This window comes from Paenibacillus sp. V4I7 (assembly GCF_030817275.1).
In the GTDB taxonomy this organism is placed as follows: domain Bacteria; phylum Bacillota; class Bacilli; order Paenibacillales; family NBRC-103111; genus Paenibacillus_E.
Genome location: NZ_JAUSZD010000002.1, coordinates 4,230,359 through 4,246,262 on the forward strand (window position 1 = coordinate 4,230,359; position 15,904 = coordinate 4,246,262).

General features: G+C 44.2%; 14 protein-coding genes and 1 pseudogene. 4 read left to right on the plus strand and 11 right to left on the minus strand.

Annotation, left to right across the window (positions count from 1 at the left end; genetic code table 11):
• Positions 1-81: 81 nt before the first annotated feature.
• The 4 genes from QFZ80_RS20705 to QFZ80_RS20720 all read right to left on the minus strand — a co-directional run bounded on the left by QFZ80_RS20705 (position 82) and on the right by QFZ80_RS20720 (position 5,339).
• Entirely contained in the window at positions 82-2,040 is a 1,959-nt protein-coding gene (locus QFZ80_RS20705) for an ABC transporter substrate-binding protein (protein WP_307554593.1), read from the minus strand.
• Between the two features lie 576 nt (positions 2,041-2,616).
• Positions 2,617-3,477: an AraC family transcriptional regulator gene (locus tag QFZ80_RS20710; protein WP_307554591.1), complete on the minus strand. Its 861-nt coding sequence runs from the start codon at positions 3,475-3,477 to the stop codon at positions 2,617-2,619.
• 144 nt (positions 3,478-3,621) lie between these two features.
• Complete coding sequence (locus QFZ80_RS20715; protein WP_307560757.1) at positions 3,622-4,431, minus strand: MBL fold metallo-hydrolase; 810 nt, start codon at positions 4,429-4,431, stop codon at positions 3,622-3,624.
• A gap of 5 nt (positions 4,432-4,436) precedes the next feature.
• The gene (locus QFZ80_RS20720) at positions 4,437-5,339 is read right to left on the minus strand and encodes an SMP-30/gluconolactonase/LRE family protein (protein WP_307554588.1); all 903 of its coding nucleotides are present in this window, start codon (positions 5,337-5,339) and stop codon (positions 4,437-4,439) included.
• Between the two features lie 242 nt (positions 5,340-5,581).
• Here QFZ80_RS20720 and QFZ80_RS20725 point away from each other — a divergent pair, with 242 nt between their 5' ends.
• Both QFZ80_RS20725 and QFZ80_RS20730 read left to right on the plus strand, forming a co-directional pair.
• Positions 5,582-6,733, plus strand: a complete 1,152-nt coding sequence (locus tag QFZ80_RS20725) for an MFS transporter (protein WP_307554586.1) — start codon at positions 5,582-5,584, stop codon at positions 6,731-6,733.
• Between the two features lie 48 nt (positions 6,734-6,781).
• Positions 6,782-7,561, plus strand: a complete 780-nt coding sequence (locus QFZ80_RS20730; RefSeq protein WP_307554584.1) for a 3'-5' exonuclease — start codon at positions 6,782-6,784, stop codon at positions 7,559-7,561.
• Between the two features lie 85 nt (positions 7,562-7,646).
• Here the strand turns inward: QFZ80_RS20730 and QFZ80_RS20735 are convergent, their stop codons facing one another.
• The 7 genes from QFZ80_RS20735 to QFZ80_RS20765 form a co-directional block, all read right to left on the minus strand.
• A complete protein-coding gene (locus tag QFZ80_RS20735) occupies positions 7,647-8,018 on the minus strand; it encodes an IDEAL domain-containing protein (protein WP_307554582.1) in 372 nt (123 codons plus the stop codon).
• 454 nt (positions 8,019-8,472) lie between these two features.
• Positions 8,473-8,622: a hypothetical protein gene (locus QFZ80_RS20740; protein ID WP_307554580.1), complete on the minus strand. Its 150-nt coding sequence runs from the start codon at positions 8,620-8,622 to the stop codon at positions 8,473-8,475.
• Positions 8,623-8,714: 92 nt separating this feature from the next.
• Positions 8,715-9,500, minus strand: a complete 786-nt coding sequence (locus QFZ80_RS20745; protein WP_307564172.1) for an SDR family oxidoreductase — start codon at positions 9,498-9,500, stop codon at positions 8,715-8,717.
• A 527-nt stretch (positions 9,501-10,027) separates the two neighbouring features.
• A complete protein-coding gene (locus tag QFZ80_RS20750) occupies positions 10,028-10,381 on the minus strand; it encodes a hypothetical protein (protein WP_307554579.1) in 354 nt (117 codons plus the stop codon).
• A gap of 226 nt (positions 10,382-10,607) precedes the next feature.
• Positions 10,608-12,257 carry an immunoglobulin-like domain-containing protein gene (locus QFZ80_RS20755; protein ID WP_307554577.1) on the minus strand — a complete coding sequence of 550 codons (1,650 nt, stop codon included), beginning with the start codon at positions 12,255-12,257 and terminating at the stop codon, positions 10,608-10,610.
• Between the two features lie 251 nt (positions 12,258-12,508).
• A complete protein-coding gene (locus QFZ80_RS20760) occupies positions 12,509-13,054 on the minus strand; it encodes a QcrA and Rieske domain-containing protein (RefSeq protein ID WP_307560760.1) in 546 nt (181 codons plus the stop codon).
• 29 nt (positions 13,055-13,083) lie between these two features.
• Positions 13,084-13,902 (minus strand): MBL fold metallo-hydrolase, encoded by an 819-nt coding sequence (locus tag QFZ80_RS20765; RefSeq protein WP_307554573.1) that lies wholly within the window; start codon positions 13,900-13,902, stop codon positions 13,084-13,086.
• Positions 13,903-14,271: 369 nt separating this feature from the next.
• On the opposite strand from QFZ80_RS20765, the pseudogene QFZ80_RS39335 reads away from it, so the two are divergent.
• Together QFZ80_RS39335 and QFZ80_RS20775 are read left to right on the plus strand one after the other, a co-directional pair.
• Positions 14,272-14,496: pseudogene (locus QFZ80_RS39335) on the plus strand (SDR family oxidoreductase); the annotation flags it as partial.
• Positions 14,497-14,673: 177 nt separating this feature from the next.
• Positions 14,674-15,813 (plus strand): PQQ-dependent sugar dehydrogenase, encoded by a 1,140-nt coding sequence (locus QFZ80_RS20775; RefSeq protein WP_307560762.1) that lies wholly within the window; start codon positions 14,674-14,676, stop codon positions 15,811-15,813.
• Positions 15,814-15,904: the final 91 nt, after the last annotated feature.

Here is a 15,904-nt window from a genome sequence, read left to right on the forward strand (position 1 = left end):
AAAATGTACCCTGTGAAACGAACCTTGAAGCCCGGATCGAACACCCTGCCGCCGTCCGGGCTCACATCGGTTCTTTCCTATTTATTTACCGAAGAAGAACTGCTCGCCACTGAAGTTCGCGCCGATGGCAAAGCTGGTGTCATTCGGAATGTTGTGCAGCTTCGCATTGACGATCAACGGCTGCTTCACTTCCGAAATCGGAATGAAGTAGTAAACATTGTCTTTCATAATTTGCTTAATTTCTGCCACTTTCTTCTTCGCATCCTCTGGTTTAGCAGCTGCTGCGTCATTGATCATTTTGTACAGATTTTTCACGTCTGCTGGCGGTTCCTTCCCTTGCTTACCGCCTGTAGTACGCCAAAGATCCCACTGGGTTCCCCATCTCTGCGTACCCCAATCTCCCATATACCAGAGCGGTGTATGCGTCCAAATCATTGTAGCCTGAAGTTCATTATTCGTACCGCGAGTCGTCCAAAGTGTCTGATCAATTGTCTTCATCGTCACATTCAGACCGAGCTGCTTCCACATTTCCACAATCAATTGCGTGAGCGGTACGATATCCGGCGCTTGAGCGCCAACTTCGAACGGGATTGTAAACACTTTACCATCCGGGCCTAATCGTTTGCCGTCCGCACCTTTCTTAAGACCCATATCATCGAGAAGTTTATTCGCCCCAGCCAGATCAAATGTCGCATCTTCAATACTACCCGGCTTCGCAAAACCATAGTAAACCGTATCGATAATCTCTTTGCGGTTCAAAGCCAGACTTAACGCTTTTCGGAAACGAACGTCCTGAACGACTTTTTGCCAGTTTGCATCATCGAATGATTGATTCAGGAATATATCGGTAGGTGTCACGTGCATATTCGCAAGCAATGCTTTATAGCCATTCTTTTCATTTTCCCTGTATAGAGGCATTTTGATTAGCGCAGCCGACTCCCTTGAGAAATCGACCTCACCGGAAATCGTTTTCAAACCAACGATCTCGATATCCTGTACGAGTGTACTTTGGATGCGGTCAATATACGGCAGTTGATTGCCAGCAGCGTCAACTTTGAAGTAGTATGGGTTGCGTTCAAAAGTCGTTACGCTTTCTGTCGTTTTGGCCATAATCCAAGGGTACAGCACAGGGAATCCGACCGCTTTCTTGTTCGCGAGTTCCCAGTTTGTGATGTCTTTATCGTTGAAAAGATTAAACCATTCGCCAGGCTGGAAGCCGGCTTCTTTGATCAATGGCTCGAGTTTATCCATCGTCGTGTATTTCTTGTGGAACTGTTTGAGATAGTGTGCCGGACGGATGAGCTCCGTATATCCACGCCAGCCTTGAATCGCTAATCGGATCAAGATTCCACCATATGGACGATCAAAGACCAACTTGAAGTTCATATCATCGATGACCTCAAGCTTCATCGGGGCCGCATCTGCTTCACCGCCGCCACGAAGCCATACCGGGAAGATCGGGGTCAGTTCAGGATTGTTCAAGATGTCCTCGACCGTGAACTTCACGTCGTCTGTCGTGACAGGCTTCCCATCGGACCATTTCAGCCCTTTGCGCATGGTGAAACTAAACGTTTTTTGATCATCACTGACTGTATAATCCTTGAGCACATTGCCTGTAATCGTGTCACCGAGAATACCCGGGGTGTTCAGCAGCGGCTCATTGTTCATGACGAAAACATCAGCATCCCAGTTAGGAGCAGATGTAACCGTTCTCAAAACACCTCCGTATGAACCGATTTCGTACTTCATCTGGCTTTCCGGAATTTCATTCGTGAACTTATAATCGCTAGGCAAGCGATCTTTCACAGCCGGAAGACCTTTCCCCGCTAGGAACGGTGAATCTTTAAAATCCGTCAACTGTGCTGGCTGCCCGCCGCCGCCGGCAGGTGCCTTCGATGCTTCCGGTGATTTCGATGCTTCTGTCGTTTGTGCTGGAGTTGGTGACGTGGATGCTGGACTGTCTGTACACCCCGAAAGTACCAGAGCCAACATCAGTGCAGAAACCAGGAGTACAATAACCGACTTCCTCCATGACTTCATATGCAACCCTCCGATTCCCTTTAATGGTTTTTGAGTTTGTGGACTCCTTCCCATTTTTATAACGAAATAGCAAAATAAGCACTACAATTTTCTGAAAATTCTGCATGTTCACTAAACACACTACTCGTCGTGAAGATCCGACAAGATTAGACCGATTTATCGCATGTTTAGTCCAATTAGACCGTTATCATTCGGGGAGGAATAGTGAAAAAAGATAGTAATCTTCTTCTCTCTACAGCAAAACTTGAACGGCCTTTCATGATTTTGTCCGACTTAATAGACTTATTGGGTGAAACCAAATAAACATAAAGAAAGTCCAATAAAGTCAAAAGCTTATTCACTGAAGATTCTCATCAGCGTGGTGGTTAACCACTCAGACTCTAATTTGGTCATGCTGCTTCACTTCCTCCCACATTAAGCGCCGAATCCAACCTCTCAGACTTCATTCCCACCGTTTCTGCGGTTTCAGCTGTTCTTTCATAGCCTTTTTGGATCTTATCATATACGCAAAAAAGACCTGGCTCCTCAGCCAAGTCTTTAATTCTAATAAAAAGTAATCGTTTACAATTTAACGCCCTAAATTTGCTTTCTTAGCTGTTGAGGCGTCATTCCTAACGTTTGCTTAAATAAGCGGAAAAACTGCGTTTTATCCTCATATCCGACACTGCGCCCGATAGATTCGACAGAATCCTCCGTCTCCAGCAGCATACGCTTTGCTTCTCGCAGCCTAACATCATGTATATATTCCGTGAATGTGAATCCCAGGCATTCTTTGAACATTTTGCTCAAATAGTACGGGGAATAAAAGCTCTCTTTTGCAAGATCATTCAGCGTAATGTGGCCGGCATAATGCTGCTCAATATACGACAGCAATTGCGGCAGCATGTGATAGGCCGTTCGTAGATCCGAGTTTTGCAGATTTTCTTGCATCATTCGGAACATCCGTGTTAATAGGAGCGTCGCATACCCATGCAGCATAGCTAAGTAGCCGCTCTTTTTAGCACAGTATTCCGAGTACATCGTTTCCAACAGCTGTTCTAACTCAATCATGCATTTTCCCTTAAAGGTTACGTGCGGTGCCGGGCTCTCTAACGAATCCTTGAATTCTTGGAACAATTTCAGCGGCAAAAAGTGTGATGTGGCATCTGTTGAACTTAACTGATCACTTAGAAATTTAGGATCAAACAAAATATTCATATACTGCATATCTTTCTGTACTGCAAACGAATGTCGGTCCCCAATATTCATGAACAAAAAATCCCCGCGCTGCACTTCATAAGCCTTTCCGTTCACTTCATGATAACCAGCACCCTGCCAGATATAAACCAACTCGACGAAATTGTGCGTATGCTCGGGTTCATTGGAATGCTGGTGGAGCTTGTAAAGCGCTATTTTCTCATCTTGTTGGATAAAATCAACGGATTGGTACATCTTCATCTGAACAACACTCCATTTCATAATGGTCATGTTTGTGATTGGCTTGAACAAACAATATCACAAAGTATGTTAAATCGTTAGATGAAGATGGGCTTAATTACATTGACCTAGGTACCTATTTCTCTATACAGAAACTGTCGAAAATCAAGTCTTCACATAGTGCAGAGTCTCACCTGGTTGAAAAATATGAAATTTCTGTCCTGGATGCTTCTGATACAAATGCTCAACGAAGGGAGCGATCCCTTCACTATTGTTTGGATACATATCGAAATGAACAGGCACCACCATGTCGAATTTCAAATGAGCCGCCAAATCCGCTGCTTCCAGAGCGTTCATGTTTCCTACGACACCGAGGCGATTGCGGAAAATGTCCCTTCCGTTAATCGGCAGAAACCCTACATCGATGGTGAAGCCGGACAGCGCCTCGACTAACTCCTCCGTCAAAAGCGTATCTCCTGCATGATAAATACACAATCCATCCCACTGTAAGATATAGCCTAAATAGTGATCCCATCCTTCACCATCTCGCACTCGTTCCTCGTGCCAAGCCGGGATGGGGTGAATGATCAGATCAGCGCCGTATTGAAACGGCATCTGGGTCCCAAGCGCATGCAGCCGCTCTGCTGAAATGCCGATCGCCTCCAACAAAGGCAAACACGGCTTAGGAGCACCAAACTGGCATTTGGGAGATGCCAAGGCGATAGCCCGCAGCGTGTCTGGATCCATGTGGTCCATATGCTCATGCGTACAAAGCACGAGATCCAAATCCGTTAGTGCCTCTGGCTTCATTGGAGGCGCATACCGCCGCTGCCAAAAGCCCTCCGGAAACCCAGGAAGCTGATCAACAGAATCCGTCAAATAAGGGTCAATCGCAATAGCGATATCGTTTTTACGTAGAATAACGCCGACCTGACCGATATACTGAATCATTAATTGTTTATTCTTATTTGACATAGAACCTACCCTTTCCGTTCCTCATGCTGTACTCCGAATGAATGCGTCTTCGTGCCTTTTACACCTGGCTTTACCGCAAAAATCCCTCCAGCGTGAGGTTGATCACCCGCTTGATCCTCCTGAAGACCCTTGCGGGCGGTAGTAACGTACAAGGTGTCCAGTTCGTCTCCACCGAAAACACAGGAGGTCACTTTAGCTGCAGGAATGGCAATGCTGTCAATCTTTTGACCTGTTTTGGAATTCCAACGAGAAACCTGCCAACCATCCCAATGGGCGATCCACAGCATCCCTTCTTCATCAATTGTCATACCATCCGGGAACCCTTTTTCATTCTTAAAATCGATCAGTGTTCTCGGGTTGCTAATTTCTCCTTTATCCGCCTCATACTCAAAAGCGAGCACTAGCTTTTTCATAGAATCGATATAGTACATCTCTTTCTCATCTAGGCTCCAACTGATCCCGTTGGAAACGCCCACTCCCTCGTAAACCTTGCGATAACTATGATCCGTTTCTAACACATAGAGTGCGCCTGTTGCCTCTTTTTCAATAATTTCCATGGTGCCCGCCCAGAATCGTCCGTTAGGATCACATTTCCCGTCGTTAAACCGATTTCCCGGTAAATGAGATTCTGGATCAACAAGAGGCGTAAGCTTTCTCTGCTGCATCTGGTACGTTTGGAATCCAGACTGTGTCGCTAACATAACCTCATTTTCGCCGGCACAGACAACTGCACCGACATATTCCCCAATGGGAAAATCTTCGTTAAGCCCTGTTTCAGGATCGAACCTTCCAAATTTCTTACCTATAATATCAACCCAATACAGCAAACGCTGTTCTGCATTCCAGCACGGACCTTCAGCCAATGTGGCTTTGGCATCAAGTACCAGTCGCACGATCGGTGATCCCATTATGCATCAACTCCTCTCTCTAATTGTAAACCGTCCTCACAGAGATTGGAAGATGCAGGAAGGTTGCTACTAAGTTCTGCATTTCTTTAGTCGACAGTTCAAAAAAGTAACGGGTACGAATCCCTCAGAGGTACGTCTCTGAAAGAATCGCCTTCATTTACTTTGGATTCTTGAAGGTGACATGATAGAATGTAGTTTTACAACAGCATTGTGCTAATTTATCTGGGAAGGTTAAGGTCATCATGAATTCTTCAAATTTATTGCGTTCGTTTAACTTTTTGTATTTTGCACTTCTGGCTATGTTTGTTTCATTTCTTCCCGTCTATTTAGATGCGCAGGGACTTCCAGCAACGAAGATTGGTCTCATTATAGGAACGGGAGGCTTCATTGCAATCTTCTCGCAGCCTTTATGGGGCATGATCAGTGATCGAGGTAAGACAATTAAGAAGGTTATGTTACTCCTCTTAGGATGTTCAACCATTGTGGGGTACTTGTTATACGCCTCATCCAGCTTTATTGTGCTTCTTCTTTTTACGATGCTTATGTATTTTTTCTTAATGCCTCTCGATCCCCTGACAGAAAGTCTAAATTTCCAAACAGCGGAGGCTAACGGGGTAAGCTACGGTTCCATACGAACCTTCGGAGCTGTCGGTTATGCGGTCATGTCCTTGGCCGTTGGTTATACCACACAATATTTCGGAATCAATAGTTTAGCGTTCTTGTTTGCTGGAATAGGCATCATAAGCATTCTAATCTGCTTGCCATTGCCTGATGTGCCTGTAACTGGGAAACCGATCTCTCTAAAAAGTCTACGCAATTTCTTAAGCAATAAAGAAACCATTTGGTTTATGTTACTTATTTTTATTGTTGCCGTGCCTCAACGGATCAACGATACTTTTCTTGGCGTCTATATTCGAAAATTAGGCGGCACACCCGACATGGTCGGCTTAGCCTGGTTTCTAGCAGCAGGGAGTGAAATTCTCGTATTCGCTCTAAGCTTTTGGTGGCTTCGCAAAGGAAAAGAATTGGCTATCATTTCTTTCGCTGCTGTGTTTTACTTCATTCGCTTTTTTCTATCCGCGTGGGTGACTGATCCTCACATTCTCGTGTATCTTCAACTGCTGCAAACCTTCACATTCCCGATATTTTATTCAGCTGCTATCCAATATTTATACCGTATTGTTCCTGAAGAATGGCGTGCAACGGGACAGACTGTGCTTGCAATCCTTTTCTTTGGCGTATCGGGTATCGTCGCTTCTTATTTGGGTGGTTGGTTCTACGAAAGCTTTGGCGGGAAACAATTATATCTATGGATTTCAGGAATGTCCTTTGCAGGCCTACTGTTTAGTTTCGTTCTGAATGTGATCTATGGAAAACAGAAGCTGGTATCCTAGGCATTTTCTGATAGAATGGAAACACAGAGACAGAACGGGGGCAACATCATGGATTACATTATTTTGGACATTGAATTTAACGGTCGCAAGTTTGCGAGCGATTTACCTATGGAAGTTATTGAAATTGGAGCAGTTCGTTTAGATTCCTCCCTTCAGGCTATTGATGAGTTTTCATCTTTGGTCAAACCTGTTTATTTCTCTAAATTAAATGGATTTATCAAGAAAAAGACGGGCATTCCCCAAGAAGATATCGATCAAGCCGACGGCTTTCGCAAAGTTATTACGGATTTCGTGAATTGGCTAAATAGAAGCGAAGCTTTCCTGCTAGTCACCTGGGGTGGCGAGGATTTGAAACGCATCGTGTATGATACGCGGATGCATAAGTTGGATGATGCTTATTGGATGGCAGCAAGCTATTTTGATCTATTGAAAGGGTTTATCCGCTATAAAAATGTAACGAATGATGTCAGTGTCGAGGCTGCTTTGCTCGATCTTAACATAGCTGCTGAAGGCTCCGCTCACAGAGCATTGGACGACGCGCGTATGACAGCTGAGGTATTTCGAGCTATTTTTACAGAGTTAGATTTCGAACGCAAACAGCAGTACATCGACGTGTACGCTAATGCCAAGGAACGAAGGCTGGTTAAGACCGCTATTCGAGCCATGACGGCTCAAAAGGTAACCCCTACATGGGAACTGCTCGTTGAACATTATTTCGCTGACAAAGTGACACTTACCGATCCCAGAAAAGTCACAGAACTACAGACTCTTTTTGCCGCGGAAGTCACGAAAGAAAAACTAGTCTCAAACAAGGCACCTATTCAGTAAGCGGTAAAATATAACTAAAAAGCCAATCCATTAGACAACATGCAGAACATGTCTCTTGGATTGGCTTTTTCTTTGATTCTACCCATTAAAACTGATCAACACCTAAACGGTTATGATAGTAGGATGGAAATACATCACGCTCGCCGCGTTTCGTGCCATTTTGTTGAATAGCGAATAATTTCGCTGACAATTCATTGAACCATTGCTCGTCTCTGGTTGTTAGCGCCACATCAATCAAGCTCTTTACTTGATCTTCTATATCAAACTCGCTTACCGGTAATTTCTTTACGTCTTGACTGCTTACTTCCATTATTTTTCCGATGGCAGTTTCACGATCAGATGCAATAACATGCACCCGAGCAATGCCTAACAGCACATCAATAGACTCAATATAACCATGCAGCAATTCATCTTCATTTGTAGTTGCTACAACCCAATCACTGATTACAAAGTTCATGATCATCACCGCCATTAGCTTATTTTTTGTAAGGACTTTATACTGTAATTATAAATATTACAGTATGGTTTGTCAAGACCTACAAATTCCTCTTTTAATGGCCAATGGCAGTGATGACTAAAGCGAACATAAACCCGCAAATTATAGATACCAACGCATAAATCTCTTATAAACGAAGCATATTAGCCTATACTATTGAAAGGGTGAGAAGCATAGATAACTTAACAAATAACAAAGACACAAATATTGAATCTACGGTTAATGCTGAAGGTAAATCGGATGATACCAATGAAGACGGGCCAGATGATACGGTTATCAGAAGCTCCGAGCACACTAGTCCTGAAACATGTCGAGCAGGTTTTGACGATTAATCGTTAGAGAAAATAAATAAGCGCATGTTGGTTTCGGGAGAGTCCCGTGAGTCAACATACGCTTTTCACTTTTTTATAAGTGACTATTCATCATTTTTCTTGTTATCTTTCTCTACATCTTCAATTGTATATTTCATGCCTCCACTACGAGCATGATCCAAGACGACATTGACCTCCTTGGATTGTCCGCTTTTCGGATCGTATGAAGTGACAGTTTCTTTTTGCTCATCCATGATTTTCTTTCACCTCCGAATATAGACTGCTCATTTCCTTGGATATTCATCCGTATCCCTCACACACCAACAAGTAGGTTTGCAGGCTATCTTTAAAGTAGCGATTCAGCACCGTCAATGAACAACTCCGTGCCGGTAATATGGCTCGAGGCTTCCGAGGCAAGGAAAGCTACCAGATTAGCAACCTGCTCCGGCTGACCTGGTGCGTGTTCCAACGGCTGGCTGCCTTGCGGATATTTGACTGGAATTTTGATTTTTTCGAGCTCCGGCGTCGGCTGTGTATTTTCTCCAATGTTGGTCTTGATTGACCCTGGACAAATGGCATTGACGCGTATTTTGTAACGGGCAAGCTCCAATGCTGCCATCTTGGCGAATGCCACTTGTCCTGCCTTAGAAGTGCTATAGGCTGTCATCCCAAATCCAGAGAAGGCGCGGCTGCCGTTAATGGAGCTTGTGATGACTATGCTGCCGCCGTTCTCTTTCATATGAGGAATCGCTTGTTTGACGCACAGGAAAGTCCCCTTAAGATTGACGGACAGCGTACGATCCCAATCCTCAGGCTTCATATCTTCGATCGGCGCCAAAACCCCGTTAATCCCTGCATTAGCAAAGACGACATCTAGTCGTCCCCAAGTTTTTATGGTCTGCTCGAAAGCCTGAGCAACACGGTCCGGATCAGAGACGTCGACATCCACTGTAATCGCCTGACCGCCTGCTGCCACAATATCCTGTTTCGTCTGCTCTAGCCTGTCGTCCTTCATATCCACAAGACATACTTTCATCCCTTGCTGTGCAAGCATCTCAGCGGCAGCCTGACCAATTCCTGATCCCGCTCCCGTGATCAATGCGACCTTATCCTTCAAATCCGGCAGTCCCATGCGCGGTTTTTGTATCGTTTGCACGCTAATGAGCTATCACCCCTAACCCAAATAATTAGTGGATTGAAAAAGAATCCTTGTTTGGTTTGCCCAATAGGAGTGAAAAATATGTGATTAGTTGAACTATAAATCTGAAATGCACCTTTACCCATTTGAATAAACTCTAGCTAGTATGAAAATGTCCGCGCCTTTAAGGAGACTTAAAAGTAATGCTGCCTTCGTACAACAATTGGAAAGCTTATCAGCGATATTTCAGCAATTGTTGTGAAACATACAACTATTTCTCCCATGAATAGCTCAAAAGTATGAAATAAGGGTAGAATTGTTGTACAACGTACGACATCTTCAGCTTCGTGAGAAGAAATAGCCGGTTAATACACTAATCCACAATCTCAATTTGCAAAAATACATAGCTAACCATGCTAAATAAGGGGTAAGCTTCGCTTATCCCCTAACCCGAAATATGTACAATTTAAAATTAATAGTGCACTCTGCCATTAGTAGTTTTTACTTTTAATGTTTCAATTTCACTTTACAAACCAGTCAGGATAGTCATCCTTCGCTATCACCCCATCCAATGGAAATATCATGTCGATAAACTCCCCTGTATATGCATTTATACTAATCCCAACGCCATCAATTGACACGGACCATTTTCTATTTCCAGTGGCAATATTCCAAAAAGTATCCTTATTGACCCAACTGCTCTCAATGTTATTTGTTTTATAAGATAGATTCATTTTAGTATTTACTGTAACCATATGTTTTTTTGCTATCGAAATTGCTTCGTCCGATGTAAGGATAGGTCTAGCATATTGATAACCTACAATAATGATAATAACAGCAAGTAATAGCGCAAGTCTGACAATTATTTTTTTCATGTACCAACCACTCCCTCGTTCCTGCTGAACAATGTCTTACCCAATCATCTTTCATGGAACGCTAGCTTATCTCAAACATGCTCTCTGATATTTTTAGTATATCTAGCAATCATACTATTACAACATTCTTGTCTCAAGTCAATAAAAAGTCGCTCATGTAAAAGAGTCCCCACCTTGGAAAGATGGGGACTCACTGTATTTTTTTTTTTGAGATTTAAAAGTAATGTTACGGAAGCTGCTTCACCGTCAAAACAAATGCTTTTGTTTCGGCATAACCGCCGCTCGTAATAACAGCCGTCATGATAACCGCGGTTTCTCCGCTGGCAGCTGTCGGTCGAGTGACGACACCGCTATTCGTGATAACTGCCGTATTGCTCGAAACCCAAATGACATTGGAACCATTCGGCCCACTTATAGGCAGGCCAATATTGTTCTTAACACTGGATGCAGAATCGGAAGTTCCGAAAGTGATGGCCAGCGCCGCCTTATCTGCAGCTACGCGCTGCGCGTCCGTCAATTGCTGCTTTACCGTCACTGTAAAGACCTTAGTGTCGGAATAGCCCCCGGCTGAGATGATTGCACTAAGAACTACCGTTATATCCCCTTGTCCGGCAGCTGGACGATTCACCGTTTTGCCGTCGTTCGAAATAACGGATGGATTGCCCGAATACCAGATGACGGATGATCCGTTAACGCCCACAGCCGGCAGTGTTAATGCATGAGTGACACTGGATAACGTATCTGTCCCTCCATAAACGATGGCCAAGGCCGCTTTATCGGCAGCAACTCGCTGCACGTCCGTCAATTGTTGTTTTACCGTCAAAGTAAAGGTTTTGACATCCGATGAGCTGCCCTTCGTTAAGATCGCCGTTAGTACCACCGATACGTCGCCACTGCCAGCGGAAGGTCGCTGCACAGTTTTACCGTCATTCGAAATGACGGATGCATTGCTAGATACCCAAGTGATCGCGGAACCGTTTGTCCCGCTAAGCGGCAATGTCAACGGTTGTGTTACACTGCTTGTTGTATCTGTTCCACTGAATGTGATAGTTAGCAGCGCTTTATCAGCAGCTACTTTCTGAGCATCGGTCAACACCGACTTAACTGTTAATGAGAAAGATTTGGTTTCCGAAACACTGCCATAGGTTATGGTAGCTGTGAAAGTCACTACAGCATCGCCTTGCGCTGCTGTTGGACGGTTCACCGTTTTACCGTCATTCGAAATAATCGCAGCATTGCTGGATACCCAAGTAATCGTGGAACCATGAGTTCCGCTAAGCGGCAAGGCTAACGGTTGCGTAACAGCGCTAGCCGTATCCGTCCCACCGAAAGTAATTGCCAATGCTGCTTTATCTGCGGCAACTCTTTGGGCTTCTGAGTTCAGCTGCTTAACTGTTAGGGTAAACGTTTTGGTTTTTGATACGTCACCGTAATTGACAGTGGCTGTAAGAGTTACCACAACATCTCCTTGCCCTGCGGAAGGCCGAACTACGGTTTGTCCGTCGTTGGAAATAACCGAAGGTGTACTCGATTCCCAAGTGATCGTGGAACCATGAGTTCCTGCAAGCGGAAGAGCCATTGCCTGAGTGACTTGACTTTTTGAGTCAGTACCACCGAATGTAATCTCCAATTCTTTTAAGTCCGCGGCAACTCGCTGCTCTATCGTCCATTTATTCTGATCGTGCTTTTCTTGCTTCCGCTCCATTGCTCTACGTATAGCTTCACGGGCTGTTTCATTCTTTTTCCCTCGTTCAAGTGCATTTTCTAAGCCAGTTTTCTTCTCCGCATGTTTGTTCGGGTTCTCATCTTTAGCGAATGCGGCTCCTGTTACCATCAGGCTTAGGATCGCTGTGAAAAATAAGACTTTTGACTTCATTCAGTTGCTCCTCCTCACATTCTTTCTTTCCCTCATATACTTTCGTGAAATTTACAATTTTTAGGGGGTGCTGCCTTGCTTCAAAAATAAAGTATAGTTAAGGATTTTAGACGGCCCTGCTAGCTGTTATAGCAGCTTGTTTGTCTCGCAAAATAATTGTCCCTTGATTAGCGCTCTAACTGCTAAAAAGGAACCGCGGCTTGGCGCCCGGTTCCTTTTTATTCCATTTCCCTCCTTTTATGCTCGCACATTTATATTCCTTTTATAGGCGACATTATATCAATATAGATACTGCCGCTGGCGATAATAGGTTGATAGGTATCCAACCCTTTTAACACCACCCTGACCGCGTTTCCCTGTTTATCGAATTCGGCGCCATGGCATGGACATAAGAAGAAAAGATCCTTTTTCGTAATTCGTTGTTCTATCGTTGCCGGCAGCACATCGCAACCCAAATGCGTACAAACAGACGAAATAATGTGCAGATTCCCCTCCGGCCCCTTTGTGATATAGACAAACCCTTTGATGGATTTCTCTACCCATCCGTCCTTGATCGTTGCCTCATAGTCCACCTTTTCAACGCTAGTAATCGCGTTTAACCGGTCGAACTCACCGAGCTTCACGATATAGCCAGGTATCTCGGTAGCAGACTGCTTACTTTCTTTATCCTGCTGAACAGCTCCGTAATAAAATAAAGCGGTGTTCCCTGCCAGAATCCCTGTCGTCCCTATAACCCATTTACTCGCCGTGTTCAAGAATTTTCTTCTAGTAATCTTTCTAGGTAATCGTCCCTGCATGACGCACACCTCCTGAGAAGATGAATGACTTAACTAGAATATTCCTGCGCAATGATTCTAATATTTTCTGCGTGACATTCTTCCGTAAAAGAGGACTTATAAGCATGTTCATCACCAAGCGCGGCGATAGCATGCTCATCTTTTGCTATGACCGCCTTAATAAGCCGTTCCAAATGATCCGAAGACATGTCCAAACGCCTTTTCATCTCCGCCAGATTGATAGTAACTTGTCCATGCCCCGGAACTAACAGCTCGATGCTGTGTTGATCTAAAATCTGACTGGCCTTATTCAACGTTTCCTTATAGGCTTGGGCACTATGATAAATAAACGGTAATTCGAAATCGGATAAATAATCGCCCGTAATCCATATACCCAACGGCTCAATGACAGTAAACAATCCATCCGGCGTGTGTCCCGGGGATTTATAGAAGGTCAATAACGTATCCCCTATCCTTAGTTCCTCGGCATCTTCCGAGATGATAATATCAAGGACTGGAAATTCGACGGGATAATTTCGATTAATATAATGTTTCCTATCGAATTCTTGAATCAATGCAATCTTAAAGTCTTTCTTCGGATGACAGCTTAGTGCATAACTCCCAATGGTTTTAGCACCGGGAAACGCTTTATAACCAATAATGTGATCAAAATCGCCATGCGTAAATAACAGGTATAGGTCCCGATCACCTTTGACCGAATCAACATAGTTCCGTATTTCATCAACTTCATTTGGAAGCCAGTTCGGATCAACAATGAATACCATTTCCTTCGTCAGCACAACGGTTGATGTCGTTTGATATAATGCGCTTTGAAAAACGGTTGTATGTTCATTTTGATATGTAATCATGAGAATTTAGCTCCTTATATAAAACTATTCTTGTTTCTTATACTACCACGTGTATTTGAGTTACGGTATTTTTCCCATTCACATTGCGGGGTAACGAGAATTATGGTTCAACGCATAGAAATCAGGTTAATACATTAGGAACCCAAACAAAGGAGTGATTCATGATGAGTTCGCAAACCGAACACATTCAAACATTACCCCTACAGCATCAGAATCGTAGGCCCGGTCTGGAAAGCGATATGATACCCCGTCCAATCTCTGTTGACCGCAAGTATAAGGGTAGCGAAAAGCTGCTTGGCCGAACAGCCATTATTACAGGCGGTGATAGCGGAATTGGTAGAGCGGTAGCAGTTTACTATGCGGCTGAGCAACGCAGTTGCTCCCGGTCCAATCTGGACGCCGCTCATTCCTTCAACTTTCGATGAGGTGAAGGTATCCAAATTCGGATCCAACAGTCCGATGAAGCGACCCGGACAACCAGAGGAACTTGGACCGTCCTACGTGTTCCTTGCCTCAGACGATTCTTCCTACATGTCGGGGCAAGTGCTGCACGTGAATGGTGGACAAGTGGTAAAGGCTAGCCAACTAAGATAAATTTGAAAAGGTCAGTTCCTTCTATTGAAGGCACTGACCTTTTCTGCGTATTTTCCTTCATATTCAGAATTTGATAATCCATGCAGTTTCTCGTTTCCTTCCACATAATGGTATAATAATTGTTACATACCACAGGCTAAGAAGCATGTTCATCCTAATCATTGAGGGGGAAGATTTATGAGAACGATCCTAGTTATTCTAATAGCTTTATCGCTTGGGATAACCTCTGGCTGTACGTCGAATAAAGAAGTTAGTGAACCATCTCCAGATCAGACTTCAACGACACAATTGGATATTCCCTATAAAATGGAAACCGTCGCCGAAGGACTTAACGTCCCTTGGGAGATGGATATTGCGAAGGATGGCCGGTTTTTTTTCACGGAAAGACCTGGTACTCTGCGTGTGATTGAGAAGGGTCTTCTGAACCCTGAGCCAGTTATCTCTTTCGAGGCCCCCTTCATTAGCGAAGGTGAGGGAGGATTGTTAGGGCTTGCGCTTGATCCCTCTTTTATGGAAAACCATTATATCTATGTCTATCACACCTATCGACTAAATGATCAAATTAACAATCGTGTGTTGAGGCTTATCGAAAAAAATAACAAAGCGCAGCTGGATAAAGTGTTAATTTCCGGATTACCAGGAGCACAAAACCATAACGGCGGAAGGATTAAAATTGGTACCGATAAGCTGCTTTATATTACCTCTGGTGATCGGTATGATCCTCCTTTAGCACAAGATCCAACAAGCACGGGAGGCAAAATATTACGAATTGCCCTAGATGGATCTATTCCTGCCTCAAATCCTATTAAGAATTCGCCTATCTACAGCATGGGGCACCGTAACCCTCAAGGGCTCGCTTGGCATCCAGAAACAGGGCAATTGTACAGCTCCGAACATGGACAATCCGCACATGATGAGATTAATCTTATTGAACCTGGGGGCAATTATGGCTGGCCATTAATCGAAGGTGACACAGCATCGAGTCCAGTGAAAGCTAATCTTAAAACGCCAATCCTCCAGAGCGGAAAAGAAACGTGGGCACCATCAGGCACAGCATTCGTTAGCAAGGGGCCTTGGAAAGGCAGCCTCCTAGTGGCAGGATTACGGGGAGAACGGCTTTTAAAAATAAATCTAAAAGGTCCAAAGTACGATACAGTCAGCAACGTGGAGCATTTGTTTCAAGGGAAGTTCGGCAGGCTTCGCAATGTCTATGAAGGACCCGACGGATCTCTATATCTCATGACGAACAACCGTGACGGTCGCGGCAAGCCAAATAAAGGCGATGATAAGATCATTCGACTGAAGCCAAACTTTTGACTCCATGACAATAGCTGAATAGCGTTGAATTCACCTTTCTGCCCTTTGCACTTCCTGAAGAAGTGTTAAGGGCATTATTTTTATTCTTACA

What these genes read in the sequence shown, in the direction of transcription:
- QFZ80_RS20705 (WP_307554593.1), bottom strand. Translation starts at nt 2,040, where the DNA reads ATGAAGTCATGGAGGAAGTCGGTTATTGTACTCCTGGTTTCTGCACTG.
- QFZ80_RS20710 (WP_307554591.1), bottom strand. Translation starts at nt 3,477, where the DNA reads ATGAAGATGTACCAATCCGTTGATTTTATCCAACAAGATGAGAAAATA.
- QFZ80_RS20715 (WP_307560757.1), bottom strand. Translation starts at nt 4,431, where the DNA reads ATGTCAAATAAGAATAAACAATTAATGATTCAGTATATCGGTCAGGTC.
- QFZ80_RS20720 (WP_307554588.1), bottom strand. Translation starts at nt 5,339, where the DNA reads ATGGGATCACCGATCGTGCGACTGGTACTTGATGCCAAAGCCACATTG.
- QFZ80_RS20725 (WP_307554586.1), top strand. Translation starts at nt 5,582, where the DNA reads ATGAATTCTTCAAATTTATTGCGTTCGTTTAACTTTTTGTATTTTGCA.
- QFZ80_RS20730 (WP_307554584.1), top strand. Translation starts at nt 6,782, where the DNA reads ATGGATTACATTATTTTGGACATTGAATTTAACGGTCGCAAGTTTGCG.
- QFZ80_RS20735 (WP_307554582.1), bottom strand. Translation starts at nt 8,018, where the DNA reads ATGAACTTTGTAATCAGTGATTGGGTTGTAGCAACTACAAATGAAGAT.
- QFZ80_RS20740 (WP_307554580.1), bottom strand. Translation starts at nt 8,622, where the DNA reads ATGGATGAGCAAAAAGAAACTGTCACTTCATACGATCCGAAAAGCGGA.
- QFZ80_RS20745 (WP_307564172.1), bottom strand. Translation starts at nt 9,500, where the DNA reads ATGGGACTGCCGGATTTGAAGGATAAGGTCGCATTGATCACGGGAGCG.
- QFZ80_RS20750 (WP_307554579.1), bottom strand. Translation starts at nt 10,381, where the DNA reads ATGAAAAAAATAATTGTCAGACTTGCGCTATTACTTGCTGTTATTATC.
- QFZ80_RS20755 (WP_307554577.1), bottom strand. Translation starts at nt 12,257, where the DNA reads ATGAAGTCAAAAGTCTTATTTTTCACAGCGATCCTAAGCCTGATGGTA.
- QFZ80_RS20760 (WP_307560760.1), bottom strand. Translation starts at nt 13,054, where the DNA reads ATGCAGGGACGATTACCTAGAAAGATTACTAGAAGAAAATTCTTGAAC.
- QFZ80_RS20765 (WP_307554573.1), bottom strand. Translation starts at nt 13,902, where the DNA reads ATGATTACATATCAAAATGAACATACAACCGTTTTTCAAAGCGCATTA.
- QFZ80_RS20775 (WP_307560762.1), top strand. Translation starts at nt 14,674, where the DNA reads ATGAGAACGATCCTAGTTATTCTAATAGCTTTATCGCTTGGGATAACC.